Here is a 16,637-nt window from a genome sequence, read left to right as displayed (position 1 = left end):
TGCCGCCTTCACGCAACCAGGCCAGGCCATCCGGGCGCTCGTCCTTGTAGTTCAAGCCGTAGATGGGCACGACGTTGCGGCGCGCAAATTCAACCAGCACAGGGTGTTCCTGCCTGCAGGCGCCACACCACGATGCCCACACATTGAGCATCCAGACCTTGCCCAGCATGTCCTCCTTGCGCAGGCTGCGGTTGGCGTCACTCAGGGCTGGCAGATTGAAGGCGGGTGCGGGCTTGCCGATCAGGGGCGAGGGCACTTCACGCGGGTCATGCTTGAGGCCCAGGCCGAGGAACACGGCCAGCGCCAGGAAGATGCCCAGAGGCAGGAGGAAGCGTTTCATGCTGCGACGCCTTTCACGGCTGGCATGGTTTGGTCAACGGGCTTGCGGGCACGGTAGCGTCGGTCGCTTGCGGCCATCACGCCGCCAATGGCCATGATCAGGCAGCCGCCCCAGATCCAGTCCACAAAGGGCTTGTGATAGACGCGGATGATCCACTCACCCGTCTCCAGTTGCTCACCCATCGACACATACAGATCCCGCGTGATGCCGGCGTCGATGGCCGCTTCGGTCATGGGGTTGCTTTGCACGCGGTACACGCGTTTCTCGGGGTAGAGCGTGGTCACCGGTTTGCCATCACGTGTGATGCGCATCTCGCCTCGGGCTGCCACGAAGTTCGGGCCTTGCACCTCACGCACATCCTCCAGCTGGAAGACATAGCCGCCCACCTCGGTGGTGTCATGCAGCTTCATCTTCACATCGCGTTCGGTCTCGTAGGTCTTGACCATGCTGACGCCAAACGCAAAGGCGGCCACGCCCAGGTGGGCCACGATCATGCCGGCCATGGCCAGGGGGATCTTGCGCCAACCCTTTTCATGCAGATCGACAATGATGGATCCCACGATCCAGAAGGCCATCCACAAACCGATGGACGTGCCCAGGGTGATCTTGCCGGCCAACCATTGTGTGGCCAGCGCCGCCACGATGGACACGGCCAGTGCCCAGCGCAGTCGCACGGTCAGATCAGGCAGCTCGGCCTGCTTCCAGCGTGCGAGCGGACCTATGCCCATCAGGAAGACCAGCGGCGTCATCAAGGGGACGAAGACCGTGTCGAAGTAGGGCGGGCCCACCGATATCTTGCCCATGCCCATGGCATCGAGAAACAGCGGGTAGAGCGTGCCCAGCAGCACTGAGCCTGTGGCCACGATCAGCAGCACATTGTTGGCCAGCAGCATGGATTCCTTGGACACCAGGCCGAAGCGCTGGCCCAGGCCCACGGTGGGCGCGCGCCAGGCGTACAAGGTGAGCGATGAGCCGATCACCAGCACCAGGAAGGCCAGGATGAACAGGCCCCGACGCGGATCTGTGGCAAAAGCGTGGACGGATGACAGCACGCCTGAGCGGACCAGGAAGGTGCCCAGCAGCGACAGCGAGAAGGCCGTGATGGCCAGCAGCACCGTCCAGTTCTTGAAGCTGCCGCGTTTTTCTGTCACGGCCAGCGAGTGCATCAAGGCGGTGCCGGCCAGCCAGGGCATGAAGGAGGCGTTCTCGACCGGATCCCAGAACCACCAGCCGCCCCAGCCCAGTTCGTAATACGCCCACACGCTGCCCAGCATGATGCCGATCGTCAGGCAGATCCAGGCGGCAATGGTCCATGGGCGTGTCCAGCGCGCCCAGTTGGCATCGAGCTGGCCGCCGAGCAGCGCGGCAATCGAGAACGCAAAGGCCACCGAGAAGCCGACATAACCCATGTACAGCATGGGCGGGTGCGCCACCATGCCAGGATCCTGCAGCAGCGGATTCAGGTCCCTGCCGTCCAGCGCCATGGGCAGCAGGCGCTCGAAGGGGTTGGAGGTGGCCAGCATGAACAGCAGGAAGCCGAAGCTGATCATGCCCATCACGGCCAGGATGCGGGCCAGCACGGCTTGCGGCAGGTGCTGGCTGAATTGCGCCACGGCCAGCATCCAGAAGGCCAGCATCATCACCCACAGCAGCAGTGAGCCTTCATGACCACCCCAAACGCCGGCGATGCGGTAGGGCAGGGGCAGGGCACTGTTGGAGTTGGATGCCACATACAGCACCGAGAAGTCGTTGCGAATGAAGGACGACATCAAGGCGATGAACGCCGCACCGATCAACACGAAGAGCACACGTGCCAGTGGCCGGGCCAATCCCATCAGCTTGGCGTCATTTTTGTAGGCGCCCCACAAGGGCATGGCTGACAGCAGCATGGACACGGCCAGCGCCAGTACCAGCGCGATCTGGCCCAGTTCGGGAATCATTTGATCTCCTTGTGTTGGCCGGCTTCGATGCGGGCATTGGCATCTGCCGCACGCTTGAGGGCTTCGGCGGCTTCGGGTGGCATGTAGTTCTCATCGTGCTTGGCCAGCACCTCTTGCGCCATGAATACGCCATCAGCGCCCAGCTTGCCCTGGGCCACCACGCCTTTGCCCTCCTTGAAGAGATCAGGCAGGATGCCTTGGTAGCGCACGGGCACCTTGCGGAAGGTGTCGGTCACCACGAAGTTGACCATCACGCCGTCACGCATCACCGAGCCTTTTTCAACCAGCCCACCGAGGCGAAATGTGCGGTCCAGCGGCGCTTCCTTGGCGATGATCTGCGAAGGGGTGAAGAAGAAGACCAGGTTCTTCTGGAAGGCGTTGAGAACCAGGGCTGCGGCAATGCCCAGAATGGCCAGGCCACCCAGGATGAGCATCAGGCGCTTTTTACGGGGTGTCATATCAGGATGCCTCTTGTTCGTCGTGGCCGGCCAGTTGAGCGTGGCGCCAGGCCTGGCGGCGGCGATGTGCGGCCATCAGCGGCTCGATCAGCATGCACAGCAAGGTGACGCCGTAGGCGCCCCAGATGTACAGGCCGTAGCCGTCCATGGTGATGAAATCAGAAAAGCTGTGCCATTGCGACATGGTGTATTCACTCCTGATGGCCGCTTTGGGTACGTTGACCGCCGTGATGACCGTTTACCAGCGCTTGCACCCACAGGGCATCGCCTTCGCGCTCCAGCACGATGGCCCGCGTGCGTGTGAAGACCACCGCAAAAGCATAGGCCCAGAAGGCGACGGTCATGAGCAGCATGGCGGTGAGCATGGTCGAGGCCATGGTAGGCGCGGCGGTCATGCTGATGGAGGCGCCTTGGTGCAAGGTGTTCCACCAGCGTACCGAGAAATAGATGATGGGCACGTTGATGGCGCCGACCAGGGCGATCAGTGCGCCAGCCGCATCGGCGCGACGTGGGTCGTCGATGGCTTCGACCAAAGCCATGTAGCCCAGATAAAGAAAAAGCAGGATCAGCTCGGATGTGAGTCGAGCATCCCAGACCCACCAGGCCCCCCAGGTGGGCTTGCCCCAGAAGGCGCCCGTCCACAAGGCAATGAAGGTGAACAGGGCGCCCGTGGGGGCTATTGCCCGAGCCAGCATCGAGGCAAGCCGGATCCTGAACGCCCAGCCGATGGCCGCCCACAAGGCCATGGCCATGTACAGCACCATGGACATCCAGGCCGCCGGCACGTGAATGAAGATGATGCGGTAAGACTGACCTTGCTGGAAATCCGTCGGAGCCACGATGAAACCCATGTACAGGCCGGCCAGGCCCATCAGCAGGCAGGCGGCCCACAACCAGGGCATCAGGGCCGCGGCTAGGCGCTCGAACTTCGAGGGCGCAGCAAAGGTGGTCCAGTTCAGCGTAGACATCCATCAATCCAATGCAATCTTCAGCGCAGCGGCCGTGGCCCATGGTGCGCCCAGCAAGGTCAGCAGCAACAAGGCGCCCAGCAGCGACAAATGGCCTTCCGGCGATAGCCCTGCAGACACCGCCACCACGGCCCCCGCACCGAAAATCAGCACGGGCACGGCCAGAGGCAAAACCAGCAACACGATCAGCATGCCGCCGCTGCGCAGGCCGAGGGTCAAGGCCGCGCCGACCCCGCCGAGCAGGCTGAGCACCGGCGTGCCTAGCAGCAGGCTGAACACCAGGGTGGCCAATTGTCCACCCGGCAGGTCGAACAAGAGCCCCAGTATGGGCGAAGCCAGTACCAGCGGCAGGCCATTGATGCTCCAGTGGGCGGCGGCCTTGGCCAGCGTCAGACCCGGTAGTGATTGGCCTGACAACAGCATCTGCTCCAGGCTGCCGTCAGCGTAGTCCGAGCCGTACAGGCTGCCCAGCGACATCAAGGAGGCCAGCAGCGCGCACACCCACACCACGCCCGGTGCGATCGTGCGCAGTGTTTGCGGCTCGGGGCCCACGCCCAGCGGAAACAGGCTGGCGGCCACGATGAAGAACACGAGTGGCAGCAAGGCCTCCACACGGCGGCGCATCGCCAGCTTCCAGTCGCGCAAGATCAAGGGCAACATGGTGATCAGCTCCGGCCCACGAGGCTGAGATCCAGCTCGATGACATCAGGCAAAGACAGCGCCTGGTGGCTGGTCAGGATCAAGGATCCACCTGCCTGGCGATGAGCTTGGATCAAGCTGTTGAGCGTGCTGATGCCCTGGTCATCCAATGCATCGAAGGGCTCATCCAGGATCCACAGTGGGCGGTCAGCAGACAGGCACAAGCGGGCCAGTGCGACGCGGCGCTTTTGTCCTTGCGACAGCGAACGAACTGGTGACAGCCTTTGCTTGCCCACACCCATTTGCGTCAGTGCCGCCATACAGCGCTGATCATCAAAGGGCAGATCATGCAGGCGCAGCAGAAAGCTCAAAGCCTCCTGGGCGTTGAGGTCGTCCTTCAGGCCGTGTTGATGGCCGATGTAGGCCAACGGTGCCGGGCGCTCGATCCGACCTTCGGCAGCTTGCGACAAGCCCGCCAGCAAGCGCAACAGGCTGGTCTTGCCTTGCCCGTTGGGCCCGCGTACCCACACGGCCTGCCCAGGGGCCACGGCCATGTGAAGATGTGCAAAGAGCAGCCGCCCGCCACGCCTGCAGGCCAGATCCTGGGCGTGCAGGTGCACCGGGGCGTGATCAGTAGTCGTAGCGGTAGCCAAGGAAGTAGGTATAGCGGGTGCTCTTGTCGTTGCTGGTGACGCCTTCCGTGCGCGTGTAATCCACGTTCAGATTGGATTCCAGCGTGACGGTGGGCCGAGGCTTGAATGATGCCTTCAATCCGGGGCCCCATGCTACCGTGGTGATATCAAGTCCTGTTGCGATGTCCTGGGAAATGTTGCGCTGCCAACGCAGTCCGGGCTCAAGCTGCCAGCTATCTGACAGCGGCGTCATGTTGTTGTAGTTGAGCATGTAGGTCTTGATCTGCTTGCCCCTCATCAGCGAAGCGGTGAACACGTTCGTATCGCGGGCTGAATACAGGTTGGAGCCGATGGCCAGCAGGCTCAGCGTCTTGGACAGGCCGCTGGCCGTTTGTCCTTGCAGCAAGACCGGATTGGGGGCGATGGCGCCGGTGCGGTTGAAGTCCATCGTGGCGCCTGTCTGCCATTGCGGCGAAACGGGCGTGGTGACGGACAACATCGAGTGAGTCCAGTATGAGGTGTTGGCTCGCACCAGTTCGCGCAATTGATCGATCGAATAGCCCCGGTTCTTCAGGTCGGTGATCGTTTGGGGAATGATGCCGGCATCCGTGAATTCCTGATACTGAAAGAACAAGGTCTGGCTCAAGGATGCGGGTGCCAGGCTGCGTCGTTCGTACAGGGCGTTCACGGTCGTGTTGTCCTCGGCCATGTACATGCCTTGCAGGCTCACGACATTGAGCTTCTTGAAAATGACGTCGTAATCGGTGGACGCCATCAGCGATGAGCTTTGCGTGAAGTAGCGCAGGTCAGCGCCTGCTGCGCGGCGGTCCACTTCTCCGTCGATATTGCGTTGCAAGACGAACAGGGATCCGCCCAGATTCGGTGTGAGGGCATCTGCATCCAGCGACGTGCCGAAGAACTCGCGTTTGGACTCACCCAGCTTGTCGGTGGGCTGACCGGCTGCGGCGGAGACCTTCCATTTAGGCCGGAAGGCGTAGCTGCCTGAGGCACCGTCATAGCGGCCTTCGCCGCCCCACATGGCGGATTGACGGCCCAGCCTGGTGCGCAAGCCGTTCTTGAGGCCTTGGTAATCAAAGTAGGCGGCATTCAAGCGGTTGCGGTAGCGAGTCTTGCCCTTGAGTTGGGCATCGCTGAGCATGTTGTAGTCAAACTGGTCGCGGAACACCAGCTTGATGTCGCGGTCAGCATCGCGGGAGCGCCAGGTGGTGTCAACGTTGTTGGACAGCAGGCGCTGGTCCGTTGTACTGATGGGCGCCTTGCTGCGGTTGTTGATCTCGTCAGCTGACAGCAGCGTGCCGTCCGTGTCCCGCACGGCCTGTGTAGCCGTGGTGGACTTGCCGCCGTAGTAATACTGCGAGATCGATCCCGTGGTCGTGATCGCGCCCTCTGGCGCCTTGATGGACTCGATGGTGGGCGCCAGCTTCAGGTCGGTGGGCTGCATGCCGGCCAACAGGCCTTTGACACGCTCGGCGCCCGGGCCGCTGGGGTATTGCTTGAGGTAGGACTCGAACTCCGCCTGCGCCTTGGCTTGTTCGCCCTGAGACAGGCGCACCATGCCAAGCAGCTCTTGCGCATCCGGCGTGGCGGCGGTTGCGGGCAGATCGAGCAATTGATTGAGCAGCTTGACCGCCTCTTCCGGCTTCTGTTGTTCATAGGCCTGACGTGACTGATCCAGCAAGTCGCGGGCTTGCTGATCCACGGAGTTTGCTGGCGTGGCAACTGCCCCTGAGGGCGCGACGTCACCAACTGGCTTGCTGGTATTGGCCTCCCCCAGCTTCACGATCACGGCGCCAGGAAAGCGCGAGAGCTGCTTCATCGCGGTTTCGGCTTCGGCCAGGGTGCTGAAGTAACCCAGGTCCATCTCGTGGACCTGCTTGCCGTCCACCACACGGCGAGCCGTGAACACCTGGTAGTTCTGCAGTGATTGTGGAATGGGCGCTTCGATTTCCAGTTTGGGGTCGAGTGAGCGGGCCAGGGCGATCACATAGCGTTGAGCTGGTGTGCGCTCTTCCTGCGTCTTGACCGAGGCCTGTTTGACCACCTGGCCCAGGCCTTCGAGGACCACTTCGATGCTTCTGTCTCCCTTGCCTGCTCGCACCTTGAAGTTGCTGGCCTGGCTGAACGAAATCACCAGACGACGGCTGCTGTCATCCAGCTTGTCCGTGCGAACGGGCTCATCCGAGATGGTCATGACCGGCAGGCCGTCCACCCTGACGATGCGGCGTTCTCCCGCCACGAAGCCCGGGTCGGTATCGGTCAGCCGTAGTTGGTAGTAGGCCTGGGTCAGGTCTCGGGTCCGCGATGCAGTGGTGCGCAAAAGGCTCGCAGGGGAGCTCAAGCGTATCTGCACGATCGCGTTATTGCCTTCGCGGCGCACGTCAACTTCGTCCAGCATTTCAGCGTGAAGGAGCGACGAGGCGGACAGCGCCAGCGCGGTGGCCAGCCATCTGGCGCAGAGAGGATGCTTCATGGTCATGTGGGATGGGGGCGTCAGTCCCAGTTGCGGTAGGTGCTGCCTTTGGTGCCCAGAGGCCGATGGCAACCAGATTGAGAGCAATCCGTGACGCCGGTTCTTTGCTGATGGGTCAGCGATTTGCGGTCCATGCTGCCCAGGTACGCTGTGCCTGCGTTGTGGCAGGCATAACACCAGCCCGAGCCGCCGCCCATGCTGTTGTTGTGGTTCATCACCGATGTGCCGAAACCACCTGAGTTGGTGCTGGTGTGGCAGGCCTTGCAGTCCATGTTGACGCCGTTGAGCAGCTGTACCTCAGGGATGTGGTTGTTGGGCTTGGCGGTGGCGCCCCAGCCTGCATATGCTTGTGTGTGGCAGGTCTTGCAAGCCTGTGTGCTCATGGCCGTGTGATTGGTGGTCACGGCGGTGGCCCAGGCCTGTTGGGACTTGTGGCAGGTGTCGCACTTCACTGTCCCGACCTGGATAGGGATGTGGTTGCCAGGCTTGCCCGTTGCTGTGCTGTTGTTGTGGCAGTTGTCGCAGGTGCCCGTGCCCACCGCATTGGTCGGGGCATGGGTGTAGACCACGTTGCTCCACGAAGCCGTGGACTTGTGGCAGGACTCGCAGCCGCTGCTGACGCCCGTGTGCACGGGATTGTTGGGCTTGCTGGTGAGGCCATAGGCCGCGCTCAGGTGACAGGTCGAGCATTGGCCGACGACACTGACATTGGCGTGGAAGCGCCCAGGGTTCCAGCTGCTGTAGCCGCTCTTGTGACAGCTGTCGCAGTTGGTGATGGCCGTGCCTGCCAGCGATTGATAGGGGATGTGATTGGATGGCCGGCCATCAGCAGGCGGGAATGCACCTGAGTGGCAGGTTGAGCAGGTGTTGGTCACGGTGACCTGGGTATGGTTCCACTTCGTCGGTGTCCAGCCCGTGACGTTGTGACAGCTGTAGCAGTTGGCCGTTACGGGGATGTGGCTGCCGGGCTTGCCCGTGGCTGAACTGCCGTTGTGGCAGCTGGCGCACTGCGTGGTGGCATTGAATAGGTTGTGGGGCACCTTGGCGTTGCTCCACCCACTGGCGTTGTGACACGACTCGCAACCGCCCGTCACGGTGCTGTGCGTGGCCGTATTGGGCTTGCTGGTCAGGCCATAGGCTGAGGTCAGGTGGCACGAGGCACATTGGCCAACGATGCTGACGTTGGCATGGAAGCGGCCTGGGTTCCAGCTGCTGTAGCCGCCCTTGTGGCAGGTGTCGCAGTTGGTAATGGCTGCACCCGCCAGCGATTGATAGGGGATGTGGTTCGATGGCCGGCCGTCGGCAGGCGGGAAGGCGCCGGAGTGGCAGGTCGAGCAGGCGTTGCTCACGCTCACCTGGGTGTGGTTCCACTTGGTCGGTGTCCAGCCCGTGGTGCTGTGGCAGCTGTAGCAATTTGCCGTCACAGGGATGTGCGTGCCCGGCTTGCCTGTGGCCGTGCTGCCGTTGTGGCACGTAGCACATTGGGTCGACGCATTGAACAGGCTGTGGTCGACCTTGGCACCAGCCCATCCACTGGTGTTGTGGCAAGACTCGCAACCGCCCGTCACGGTACTGTGCGTGGCTGTGTTGGGCTTGCTGGTCAGACCATAGGCCGAGGTCAGGTGGCATGAGGCGCATTGCCCGACGATGCTGACGTTGGCATGGAATCGCCCAGGGTTCCAGCTGCTGTAGCCGTTCTTGTGGCAGGTGTCGCAGTTGGTGATGGCTGCACCTGCCAGAGACTGGTACGGGATGTGATTGGAGGGGCGCCCGTCGGCAGGCGGGAAAGCGCCCGAGTGACAGGTCGAGCAGGCGCTGGCTACCGTCACCTGCGCGTGGTTCCACTTGGTCGGTGTCCAACCCGTGGTGCTGTGGCAGCTGTAGCAGTTGGCGCTCACGGGAATGTGCGTGCTGGGCTTGCCGGTGGCCGCGCTGCCGTTGTGGCAGTTGCTGCATTGCGTTGTCGCATTGAACTGGTTGTGGTCCACCTTGGCGCCGGCCCAGCCGCTGGTGTTGTGGCAGGACTCGCAATTGCCCGTTACGCCGCTGTGAACGGGGCTGTTTGGCTTGCTGGTCAGGCCGAAAGCTGAGGTGAGGTGGCAGGACGCACACTGCCCGACGACGTTGACGTTGGCATGGAAGCGCCCGGGATTCCAACTGCTGAAACCGCCTTTGTGGCAACTGTCGCAGTTGGTGATGGTCGCGCCAGCCAGCGATTGATAGGGAATGTGGTTGCCTGGCTTGCCATCCGCAGGCGGGAACGAGCCGGAGTGGCAGGTCGAGCAGGTACCAGACACCATCACCTGCGTGTGATTCCAGCTGGTGGGTTTCCAGCCGTTGACGCTGTGGCAACTGACACAGTTGGCACTCACGGGGATATGGCTGGCCCCCTTGCCGCTTGCGGCCGAGCCGTTATGGCATGACGCGCAGTTGGTGCTCGCGTTGAATCCACTGTGATCCGGCTTGGCCCCATTCCAATTGCGGGTGGTGTGGCAGGTGTCGCAGCTCGCCCTTGTGGCGATGTGGTTGCCTGGTTTGCCTTGCGAGCGGATGCCGTCGTGACAGGTCTGGCAGGCTGTGCCTGGCGGGATGCCCGTGGTGTGACTGAACCTCGGGTTACTGAAGGATTGCGTGCCGTGGCAGCTGTCGCAACCTTGCGTTGAAGAGTTGGTCGGGATGTGCGTGGGCGGCATCACCACATTGGATTTGGCCTGACGCGCGCCCTGTGTGTGGCAGGTCTGGCAGTCCTTGGGCGTGCCTTTGAAGACCCCGTTGGTATGGCAGCTTTCGCAGCGTTGCGTGACATGGGCCCCGCTCAAAGGGAAGCCTGTCTTGAAATGATCGAACTTGCTGTTGGCTGCGCTTTGCGCTTCAGCCCGCCCTGGCACCACGCCCAGCATCACGCACAAGAGCAACAGCAGCAAGAGTGCTGCTGCGCGATGCCAGGTGTGAGCGTGCGGGGTGGGTGTCATGGATAGATAGCGGGTACGGCCAACTTCTACTGCTAACTTCTAAATGTGAAAACTGCACAGTTAGTGTACGAGATCCATGCCCATTCAAAAACGAGTGTTTATCAAGATGTTTCCAGCCCTTTGTTGAATGGCACTGCTCGCATCGCACGCCGAACTGCCCGTCATGGGTGTCGTCCTTCTGGTGGCAGTCAATGCAGCGTTGACCCGTCTCGGCCACGGCCTTGCCGGCTGGCGCCGCCTGCGTGTGACAGGCTTCGCACTTCACGGTGCTGTGGGCGCCGGTAAGCGGGTAGTTCGTCTGCCGGTCGTGTTTGAAGTCCCAGGATTTCCAATGGCGGGTGTTGTGGCAACTCTCGCAACGGGTACCAAAACGGCCCTTGTGCTGGTCGTCCTTACGGTGGCAGGCGATGCATTCGCGCTGCGCTTCCTTGAAGCGCTTTGTTACATGGCAGTCTTTGCATTCGACCCGTCCGTGGCTGCCGGTTAACGGGAAGCGTGTCTTGCCGTGGTCGAACACGGTCGCTTTCCAGTCCTTGTCGCCATGGCATTGCTCGCACTGCTTGCCTTGGGTGCCTTCGTGCTTGTCATCCTTCTTGTGGCAGGCAAAGCAGTTCATCTCCGTGTTGCGGAAAGCTTTCAGGCCGCCTTTGTGGCAATCGCTGCATTTGATCTGGTTGCGCGCGTGGGCGTTGCGCAGGGCAAAGCGGGTCTTGTCATGGTCGAAGCGGCCCGCCGTGGCGCGCCAATCGCGCTCGGAGTGGCAGTCCACACAGGTCTTGCCCAGCGTGCCCTCGTGCTTGTCATCCTTCTTGTGGCACGAGAAGCAGTCCATGGGCGCTTCCTTGTACATGGCGCTCTTGTGGCAGTCCTTGCATTCGACCTTGCCGTGCTTGCCCAGCAGCGGGAAGCGGGTTTTCTCATGGTCAAAGCGTGGCGGGTCCTTCCAGCCACTCTCGCTGTGGCAGGAGGCGCAATCCTTGCCCAAGGTCTCCTTGTGCTTGTCGTCCTTCTTGTGGCAATCCCAGCATTGCTCGGGCAGCTTTTGTTTGTACAAAGGGCCGGTGTGGCAGTCGATGCAGGCGGTCTTGCGGTGCTTGCCACGCAAGGCGTAAGAGGTGTCTGCGTCGTGGTTGAAATCGATGGCCTTCCACGACTTGGCACCATGGCAGGTTTCGCATTTGCCACCGAACTGGCCTTTGTGCTCGTCATCCTTCTTGTGGCAGCCGATGCAGGTCTTGGGGGTGTCCTTGAAGCGGCCGTTGGCATGGCAGTCGTCGCACTTTGCCTTGGTGGCGTGCTTGTCTTCCAGCATGAAATGGGTCTTCTTGCCGTGGTCGAAGTCGGTGGTTTTCCAACCCACTTCGCTGTGGCAATCCGAGCATTTGCCGCCAATGCCGCCCTTGTGAGCGTCATCCTTCTTGTGGCAGCTCAGGCATTCGCTGGCGGCCTGCCAGTACTTCTTGCCGCTGGTGTGGCACTTGTCGCAGGCCACATCCAGGTGCTTGGCCTTGAGCAGGTAGTCGGTCTGTTTGTGATCGAAGCGTTTGGTATCCAGAACCACAATCCTGGCCTGGCGCCCCTTGTGATCCGTGTGGCAACTGCGGCAGGTGGCGTCGGGCTTCTGGCGGCCGTGGATGCCCGTGCGGGCCTTCATGTCCTGGCCGACTTCCTTGTGGCAGACCACGCACTGGGCATCCTGCCCCTTGGGGTTGAAGCGCACATGGCAGTTGGCGCATTCGTGCTCGACCTTGGCATGGCCGGTGATGACCTCGCCTGGCGCCAGCACCGATTCGAGCGATTGCGCATGAGCAGGCTTGCCCAGATCAGGCAGGATCAGGCTGAGCAGCAGCAAGCTGAGATAGAGCCAAAGCCGAGCGTTCCGAGGCATCCGTGAAACCTGATCTGATAGGGTGCCTTAATAGGCATGCACGGCCACAACGTGGAAGATGGCGCACAGCACCATGACCCACACGAAGGGCACATGGGCCACGTGCCACAGGGAAAACAGCCGTTCGAAAGTCTGAAACTGGGCCGCACGCTGGACGGACGTGGCGTAGCTGTCAATCTGCTCGCAGCACGTGCGGTAGCGTTTGAGCGCTTGGGGCTTGCTCCACTTTTTGTCGTCGACGGCCTGCTTGATCAGCTTTTTGACCTCAGCCTTGCATTGCTGGGTGACGCGTTGGCGCTGGATGGGCAGTACGAACAAGCGCCACAGGTGCCGGGCGCCATGGTTGGCGCCGTCTGCCAGGGTTTGCCGCTCGAAGGCCTGCATGGCCTGGAGTACGCCGGGCATGCTGTGGAATTGGGTGTCTGCGGCTTGTTGTTCCTGGCCCATGGCGCCACGCAGGCTGGCCAACGTGGCCTTTTCTCCGCGCAGATCAGCATGCAGTCGCACGTACAGAAAGCGCCCGATCACGCCACTGAGTGCCACGATGATCATGGAAAACAGCGCCACTGCGGCGTTCGTGGAGCCGATGCGGAAGGTGGAGTGCAACAGGATCAGCCAGGGCCCCAGAATGCCCAGCACCATGTGGGCGACAAACCAGTACTTCGATGCACCCCAGTTGTAGGTGACGCGCCAGCGCTTGCGCAAGGGGTAGGTGAACAGCAGCAGCATCGACACGCCGCCCGCTACGCCCAGCCAGTAGCCTGTTGGCGACCAGGACGTGAACCAGCCTTGGGTGGAGATCCACCAGGCAGACAGCGTCAGCGCCGTGATGGCCAGGTAGATGAGCAGGTCTGTTCGCAGGCGGACAGAGGCCAGGCGGGCGGGGGCGCCATTCGCGCTGGATTGCGATGGCTTGGCGCCAGGATGGAGGGGCGATGTGGTGGCGCTCATAGGGCCCGATCTCGTTGCTTGACGGCCCATTCGGGCGGTGCAAAAAATTCTATCGAGAGTGTATTGTTGAAAATGTGCAAGTTGCACACGTTTAACATCGCTTACACGAAATCCGCTTGAAGCCATCATCCGGATCGAGTCTGCTTCGCGTGTTGTTGCCTGTCTGCCTGTTTATGTTGATCCCTGCTTATCTGACTGTGTATGGTGGTGTTGCGGCCGTGGCCGTGGGTGTGCATCTGTTGCTGCGGCAACGTCGTCGCCACGCTGATGCGGCTGCGCTGGCCGAGGCCAGCCAGGCCGGCTTGAACCTGCCTGCATCGTTGCACCCGGTGGTGGATCCGAACCGTTGTTTTGGCTCTGGTGCCTGTGTGAAAGCCTGCCCTGAAGAAGCGCTGGGTATCGTGGATGGCAAGGCCACACTGGTGAATGCATCGGCCTGCATCGGGCACGGGGCGTGTGTCTCGGCCTGCCCAAGTCAGGCGCTGTCCCTGGTTTTTGGCACCTCGGAGCGTGGTGTCGAGATCCCCGTGTTGAGCAAGGAATTCGAGACCAATGTGCGCGGCATCTTCATCGCCGGTGAGTTGGGCGGCATGGGGTTGATCCGCAAGACCACGGAGCAGGGTCGTCAAGCCATGAACGCGGTGCGTCAGCGCGTGGCGGAAAGCCGCTCGAACGCGCCTCTCGATGTGGTGATCGTGGGATCTGGTCCGGCGGGTATCTCTGCGGGCTTGAGCGCCTTGCAGCACCAGTTGCGCTATCGCATCCTGGAGCAGGAGGATTCGCTGGGCGGGACGGTCTACCACTACCCGCGCAAGAAGGTGGTGATGACGGCGCCGGCCAAGCTGGACATGGTCGGCAGCATGAGCCTGGGCACAGAGGTTGCCAAGGAGTCGCTGTTGAGCTTCTGGCATGAGGTGGTTGGCAAGACGGGCTTGCGCTTCCAGTTCGGTGAGCGCCTGGAAGGGATCGATCCGCAAGCCGATGGCAGCTTCATCGTGCGCAGCAGCAAGGGCGCGCACCATGCCAAAGCGGTGTTGCTGGCTCTGGGGCGGCGCGGTTCGCCTCGCAAGCTGGATGTGCCCGGTGAGGAGCGCAGCAAGGTGGTGTACCGCCTGATCGACGCCGAGCAGTATCGTGGCCAGCGCATGCTGGTGGTGGGGGGGGGCGACAGTGCCTTGGAGGCCGCCATTGATCTGGCGCGCCAGCCTGGCACGCAGGTGACCTTGTCCTACCGCAGTCAGGCGTTTTCACGCGTGAAAGACAAGAACCGGCAGCAGCTCAAGCAGCTGCAGGATGAGGGGCGCATCCTGGTGTGGCTGCAGTCTCAAGTGCTGCGTATTGAAGACGATCAGGTGGTGCTGAGCACCCAGGATGGCGAGCAGACCTTGCGAAATGACGGTGTGATCATTTGTGCCGGCGGTGTGTTGCCGACGCCTTTGCTTCAAGACATCGGCATCCGCATGGAGACCAAATACGGAACGGCGTGATCAGGTCGGATCCTGAAACGCCTGCTGCCTGAAGGTCAGCACCAGCGTATCGCGCCAGCCATGCTCGCCCACGGGCTGGATCGGCGTGGACTCATGGATCACGCGCTCGTCGTCCAGCAGCAGGGTGCTCCAGGGCTGCGTCAGCGTGAAGCGCACGCCATGCGGGCCTTCGGCTTCGAATATGCGTGTTTCACCGCCCTTGACCTGATGGCGCGCCAACATCAGCACGGCCACGAAGTCCACGCCATCGCGGTGGGCGCCTTCGGGGGTGGGGCGGCCGATGCCGCCCGTGGTGTCCACGCGGAACTGGTGCGCTTCGATGAACCAGGCTGGCACGGGCTTGGTCTGGTTCAGCACCTCACCAAGTTGGCCCAGCAGCGCCCGCCACATGGGGTGAGCACAAATGGCCGGCTCGATGGGCTGGAACATGCGTTCGAAGCCACCGTGCAAGGCGTTGTAGGTGACCGGTTGCCAGTGCGCGCGATGCGGCGTCTGGGTCAACTCGCCCGTGGCCGTGTTCAGTTGGAAGCAGCTATGGCGCCGGAAGCGATAGTGCCCGCCGTCGCGCAAATGTTGATCGGGCGGGAGGTCATGCCAACTGGCGTGCAGGGTGTCGGCCGTGGCCTGATCAACGTGCAGCGCTTCCAGCAGTGTGTCGGCGCTGATCAGAGCCCAGCCTTGCTTGTGAAGGGTGGCGGGGGTCTGGTCCAGCGAAGTAGGGGTCAATGCATCCATGTCGCGATCCTCGCACGAATGCGCCGCCCCGCTCGCCAGCAGGGCTTGAGGCGAGTCAACCGACCCGCGTTCAGCAGCTCAGTTGGCCAGTGTGAGTTTCTTGCCCGAGACCTTGACGCGTGCGCCTACGGCAAACTGCTGGCTGATGGTGTAGTCATGCACGCTGCCATCATCGAGCTTGACGGTGGTTTTGTAGAGCGTGTGCTTCTTGACGTTCTTCTCGACCTCGTTGCCGGCATAGCCACCGGCGACGGCGCCGCCCACGGTCATCAGCGTGTTACCCGTGCCTTTGCCCATGCGGTTGCCCACCAGGCCACCCAGCACGGCGCCGGTGACGACGCCCACGCCGCTGCCCTTGCCTTTGACCTCAACAGCCTGAACGGCCTGCACGGTGCCTTGCGAAGCGGTGGAGGCTGCCGATGAGGTATTGGTCGCTGTTGAACTGGTGCCGGCATGGGCGTTCAGCGCGGTGAACAGGCCGCCCGCCACGATGGTGAGGCCGACCAGGGCGCTCACCACGCGCATCACCATTTGCTGCCTCTGGGCTTGGCGGCTGACGACACGTACTTGGCCGAGGGCGGTGGGGCGTGCTTGCTGGCGAGAGGGCATGGCTTCAATTCCGTACGGCGTTAGAGGTGCGTAGTTTGACACGCCGTCAGGCTGGGCGCACAGGACGAGGCTTGCCGTTCTGGTCGATCGCCACATAGGTCAGGTTGGCTTCGGTGACCTTGACCAGAATGGGGTCGGCGGGGCGGCGTTCGGCCCAGGCCTCAACGTGCACGGTGATGGACGTGTTGCCGATGCGCGTGACACGTGCATACAGCGTCAGCAGGTCACCCACTGACATCGCATTGCGGAAAATGAATTCGTTGACGGCCACGGTGGCAATCCGGCCGCGCGAGATGCGTCCGGGCAGCACGCAGCCTGCCAAGTCCACCTGGGACATGATCCAGCCACCAAAGATGTCGCCATTGCCGTTGGCGTCGGCAGGCAGGGGCATGACGCGCATGACCAGCTCCATTTCTGGATGCAAGTCTGGCGGTGTCAGCAGGGTATTGGGCGTCGGTGATACGGTCATGGGCATTCCGGTCGACAATCGACCTCTACTACATCAGTCAAAGCATTGTTCCTTAAAT

General features: G+C 62.1%; 15 protein-coding genes. 1 reads left to right on the top strand and 14 read right to left on the bottom strand.

The annotated features are described in order from the left end of the window. The 11 genes from EPO09_RS17330 to EPO09_RS17280 all read right to left on the bottom strand — a co-directional run. A partial coding sequence (locus EPO09_RS17330; protein ID WP_290644900.1) for a redoxin family protein occupies positions 1 to 340 on the bottom strand: 340 nt, incomplete at its 3' end. Continuing rightward, entirely contained in the window at positions 337 to 2,280 is a 1,944-nt protein-coding gene (locus EPO09_RS17325; RefSeq protein WP_290644898.1) for a heme lyase CcmF/NrfE family subunit, read from the bottom strand. The genes EPO09_RS17330 and EPO09_RS17325, both read right to left, overlap by 4 nt. Then, complete coding sequence (gene ccmE / locus EPO09_RS17320) at positions 2,277 to 2,738, bottom strand: cytochrome c maturation protein CcmE (RefSeq protein ID WP_290644896.1); 462 nt, start codon at positions 2,736 to 2,738, stop codon at positions 2,277 to 2,279. Before ccmE ends, EPO09_RS17325 begins: the two co-directional genes overlap by 4 nt. Position 2,739: 1 nt before the next feature. Then, positions 2,740 to 2,922 carry a heme exporter protein CcmD gene (gene ccmD / locus EPO09_RS17315; RefSeq protein ID WP_290644894.1) on the bottom strand — a complete coding sequence of 61 codons (183 nt, stop codon included), beginning with the start codon at positions 2,920 to 2,922 and terminating at the stop codon, positions 2,740 to 2,742. Positions 2,923 to 2,929: 7 nt separating this feature from the next. Further along, positions 2,930 to 3,706 (bottom strand): heme ABC transporter permease CcmC, encoded by a 777-nt coding sequence (gene ccmC, locus EPO09_RS17310; protein ID WP_290644892.1) that lies wholly within the window; start codon positions 3,704 to 3,706, stop codon positions 2,930 to 2,932. Between the two features lie 3 nt (positions 3,707 to 3,709). Continuing rightward, positions 3,710 to 4,366, bottom strand: a complete 657-nt coding sequence (ccmB, locus tag EPO09_RS17305) for a heme exporter protein CcmB (RefSeq protein ID WP_290644890.1) — start codon at positions 4,364 to 4,366, stop codon at positions 3,710 to 3,712. 5 nt (positions 4,367 to 4,371) lie between these two features. Beyond that, positions 4,372 to 4,965, bottom strand: coding sequence for a cytochrome c biogenesis heme-transporting ATPase CcmA (gene ccmA, locus EPO09_RS17300; RefSeq protein WP_290644902.1), 594 nt, complete (start codon positions 4,963 to 4,965; stop codon positions 4,372 to 4,374). Positions 4,966 to 4,975: 10 nt separating this feature from the next. Next, positions 4,976 to 7,468 carry a tol-pal system YbgF family protein gene (locus tag EPO09_RS17295; protein ID WP_290644888.1) on the bottom strand — a complete coding sequence of 831 codons (2,493 nt, stop codon included), beginning with the start codon at positions 7,466 to 7,468 and terminating at the stop codon, positions 4,976 to 4,978. A 20-nt stretch (positions 7,469 to 7,488) separates the two neighbouring features. Further along, positions 7,489 to 10,440, bottom strand: a complete 2,952-nt coding sequence (locus EPO09_RS17290) for a cytochrome c3 family protein (protein ID WP_290644886.1) — start codon at positions 10,438 to 10,440, stop codon at positions 7,489 to 7,491. Continuing rightward, the gene (locus tag EPO09_RS17285) at positions 10,340 to 12,328 is read right to left on the bottom strand and encodes a cytochrome c3 family protein (RefSeq protein WP_290644884.1); all 1,989 of its coding nucleotides are present in this window, start codon (positions 12,326 to 12,328) and stop codon (positions 10,340 to 10,342) included. The genes EPO09_RS17290 and EPO09_RS17285 overlap by 101 nt, the downstream gene beginning before the upstream one ends. A gap of 27 nt (positions 12,329 to 12,355) precedes the next feature. After that, positions 12,356 to 13,279: a hypothetical protein gene (locus EPO09_RS17280; protein ID WP_290644882.1), complete on the bottom strand. Its 924-nt coding sequence runs from the start codon at positions 13,277 to 13,279 to the stop codon at positions 12,356 to 12,358. A gap of 173 nt (positions 13,280 to 13,452) precedes the next feature. Here EPO09_RS17280 and EPO09_RS17275 point away from each other — a divergent pair, with 173 nt between their 5' ends. Continuing rightward, positions 13,453 to 14,766 (top strand): NAD(P)-binding domain-containing protein, encoded by a 1,314-nt coding sequence (locus tag EPO09_RS17275; RefSeq protein WP_290644880.1) that lies wholly within the window; start codon positions 13,453 to 13,455, stop codon positions 14,764 to 14,766. On the opposite strand, the gene EPO09_RS17270 is transcribed toward EPO09_RS17275, so the two are convergent. The 3 genes from EPO09_RS17270 to EPO09_RS17260 all read right to left on the bottom strand — a co-directional run bounded on the left by EPO09_RS17270 (position 14,767) and on the right by EPO09_RS17260 (position 16,579). Then, complete coding sequence (locus tag EPO09_RS17270) at positions 14,767 to 15,501, bottom strand: 2OG-Fe dioxygenase family protein (protein ID WP_290644879.1); 735 nt, start codon at positions 15,499 to 15,501, stop codon at positions 14,767 to 14,769. Positions 15,502 to 15,579: 78 nt separating this feature from the next. After that, positions 15,580 to 16,110, bottom strand: coding sequence for a glycine zipper 2TM domain-containing protein (locus EPO09_RS17265; protein WP_290644877.1), 531 nt, complete (start codon positions 16,108 to 16,110; stop codon positions 15,580 to 15,582). Positions 16,111 to 16,156: 46 nt separating this feature from the next. Further along, positions 16,157 to 16,579, bottom strand: coding sequence for an acyl-CoA thioesterase (locus tag EPO09_RS17260; protein WP_290644875.1), 423 nt, complete (start codon positions 16,577 to 16,579; stop codon positions 16,157 to 16,159). Between the last annotated feature and the right edge of the window lie 58 nt (positions 16,580 to 16,637).

It is taken from the genome of Aquabacterium sp. (genome assembly GCF_004297345.1).
Lineage (GTDB): Bacteria > Pseudomonadota > Gammaproteobacteria > Burkholderiales > Burkholderiaceae_C > Aquabacterium.
Note: the sequence above shows the minus strand (reverse complement) of the source record. Positions and strands in the feature narration are given on the sequence as shown.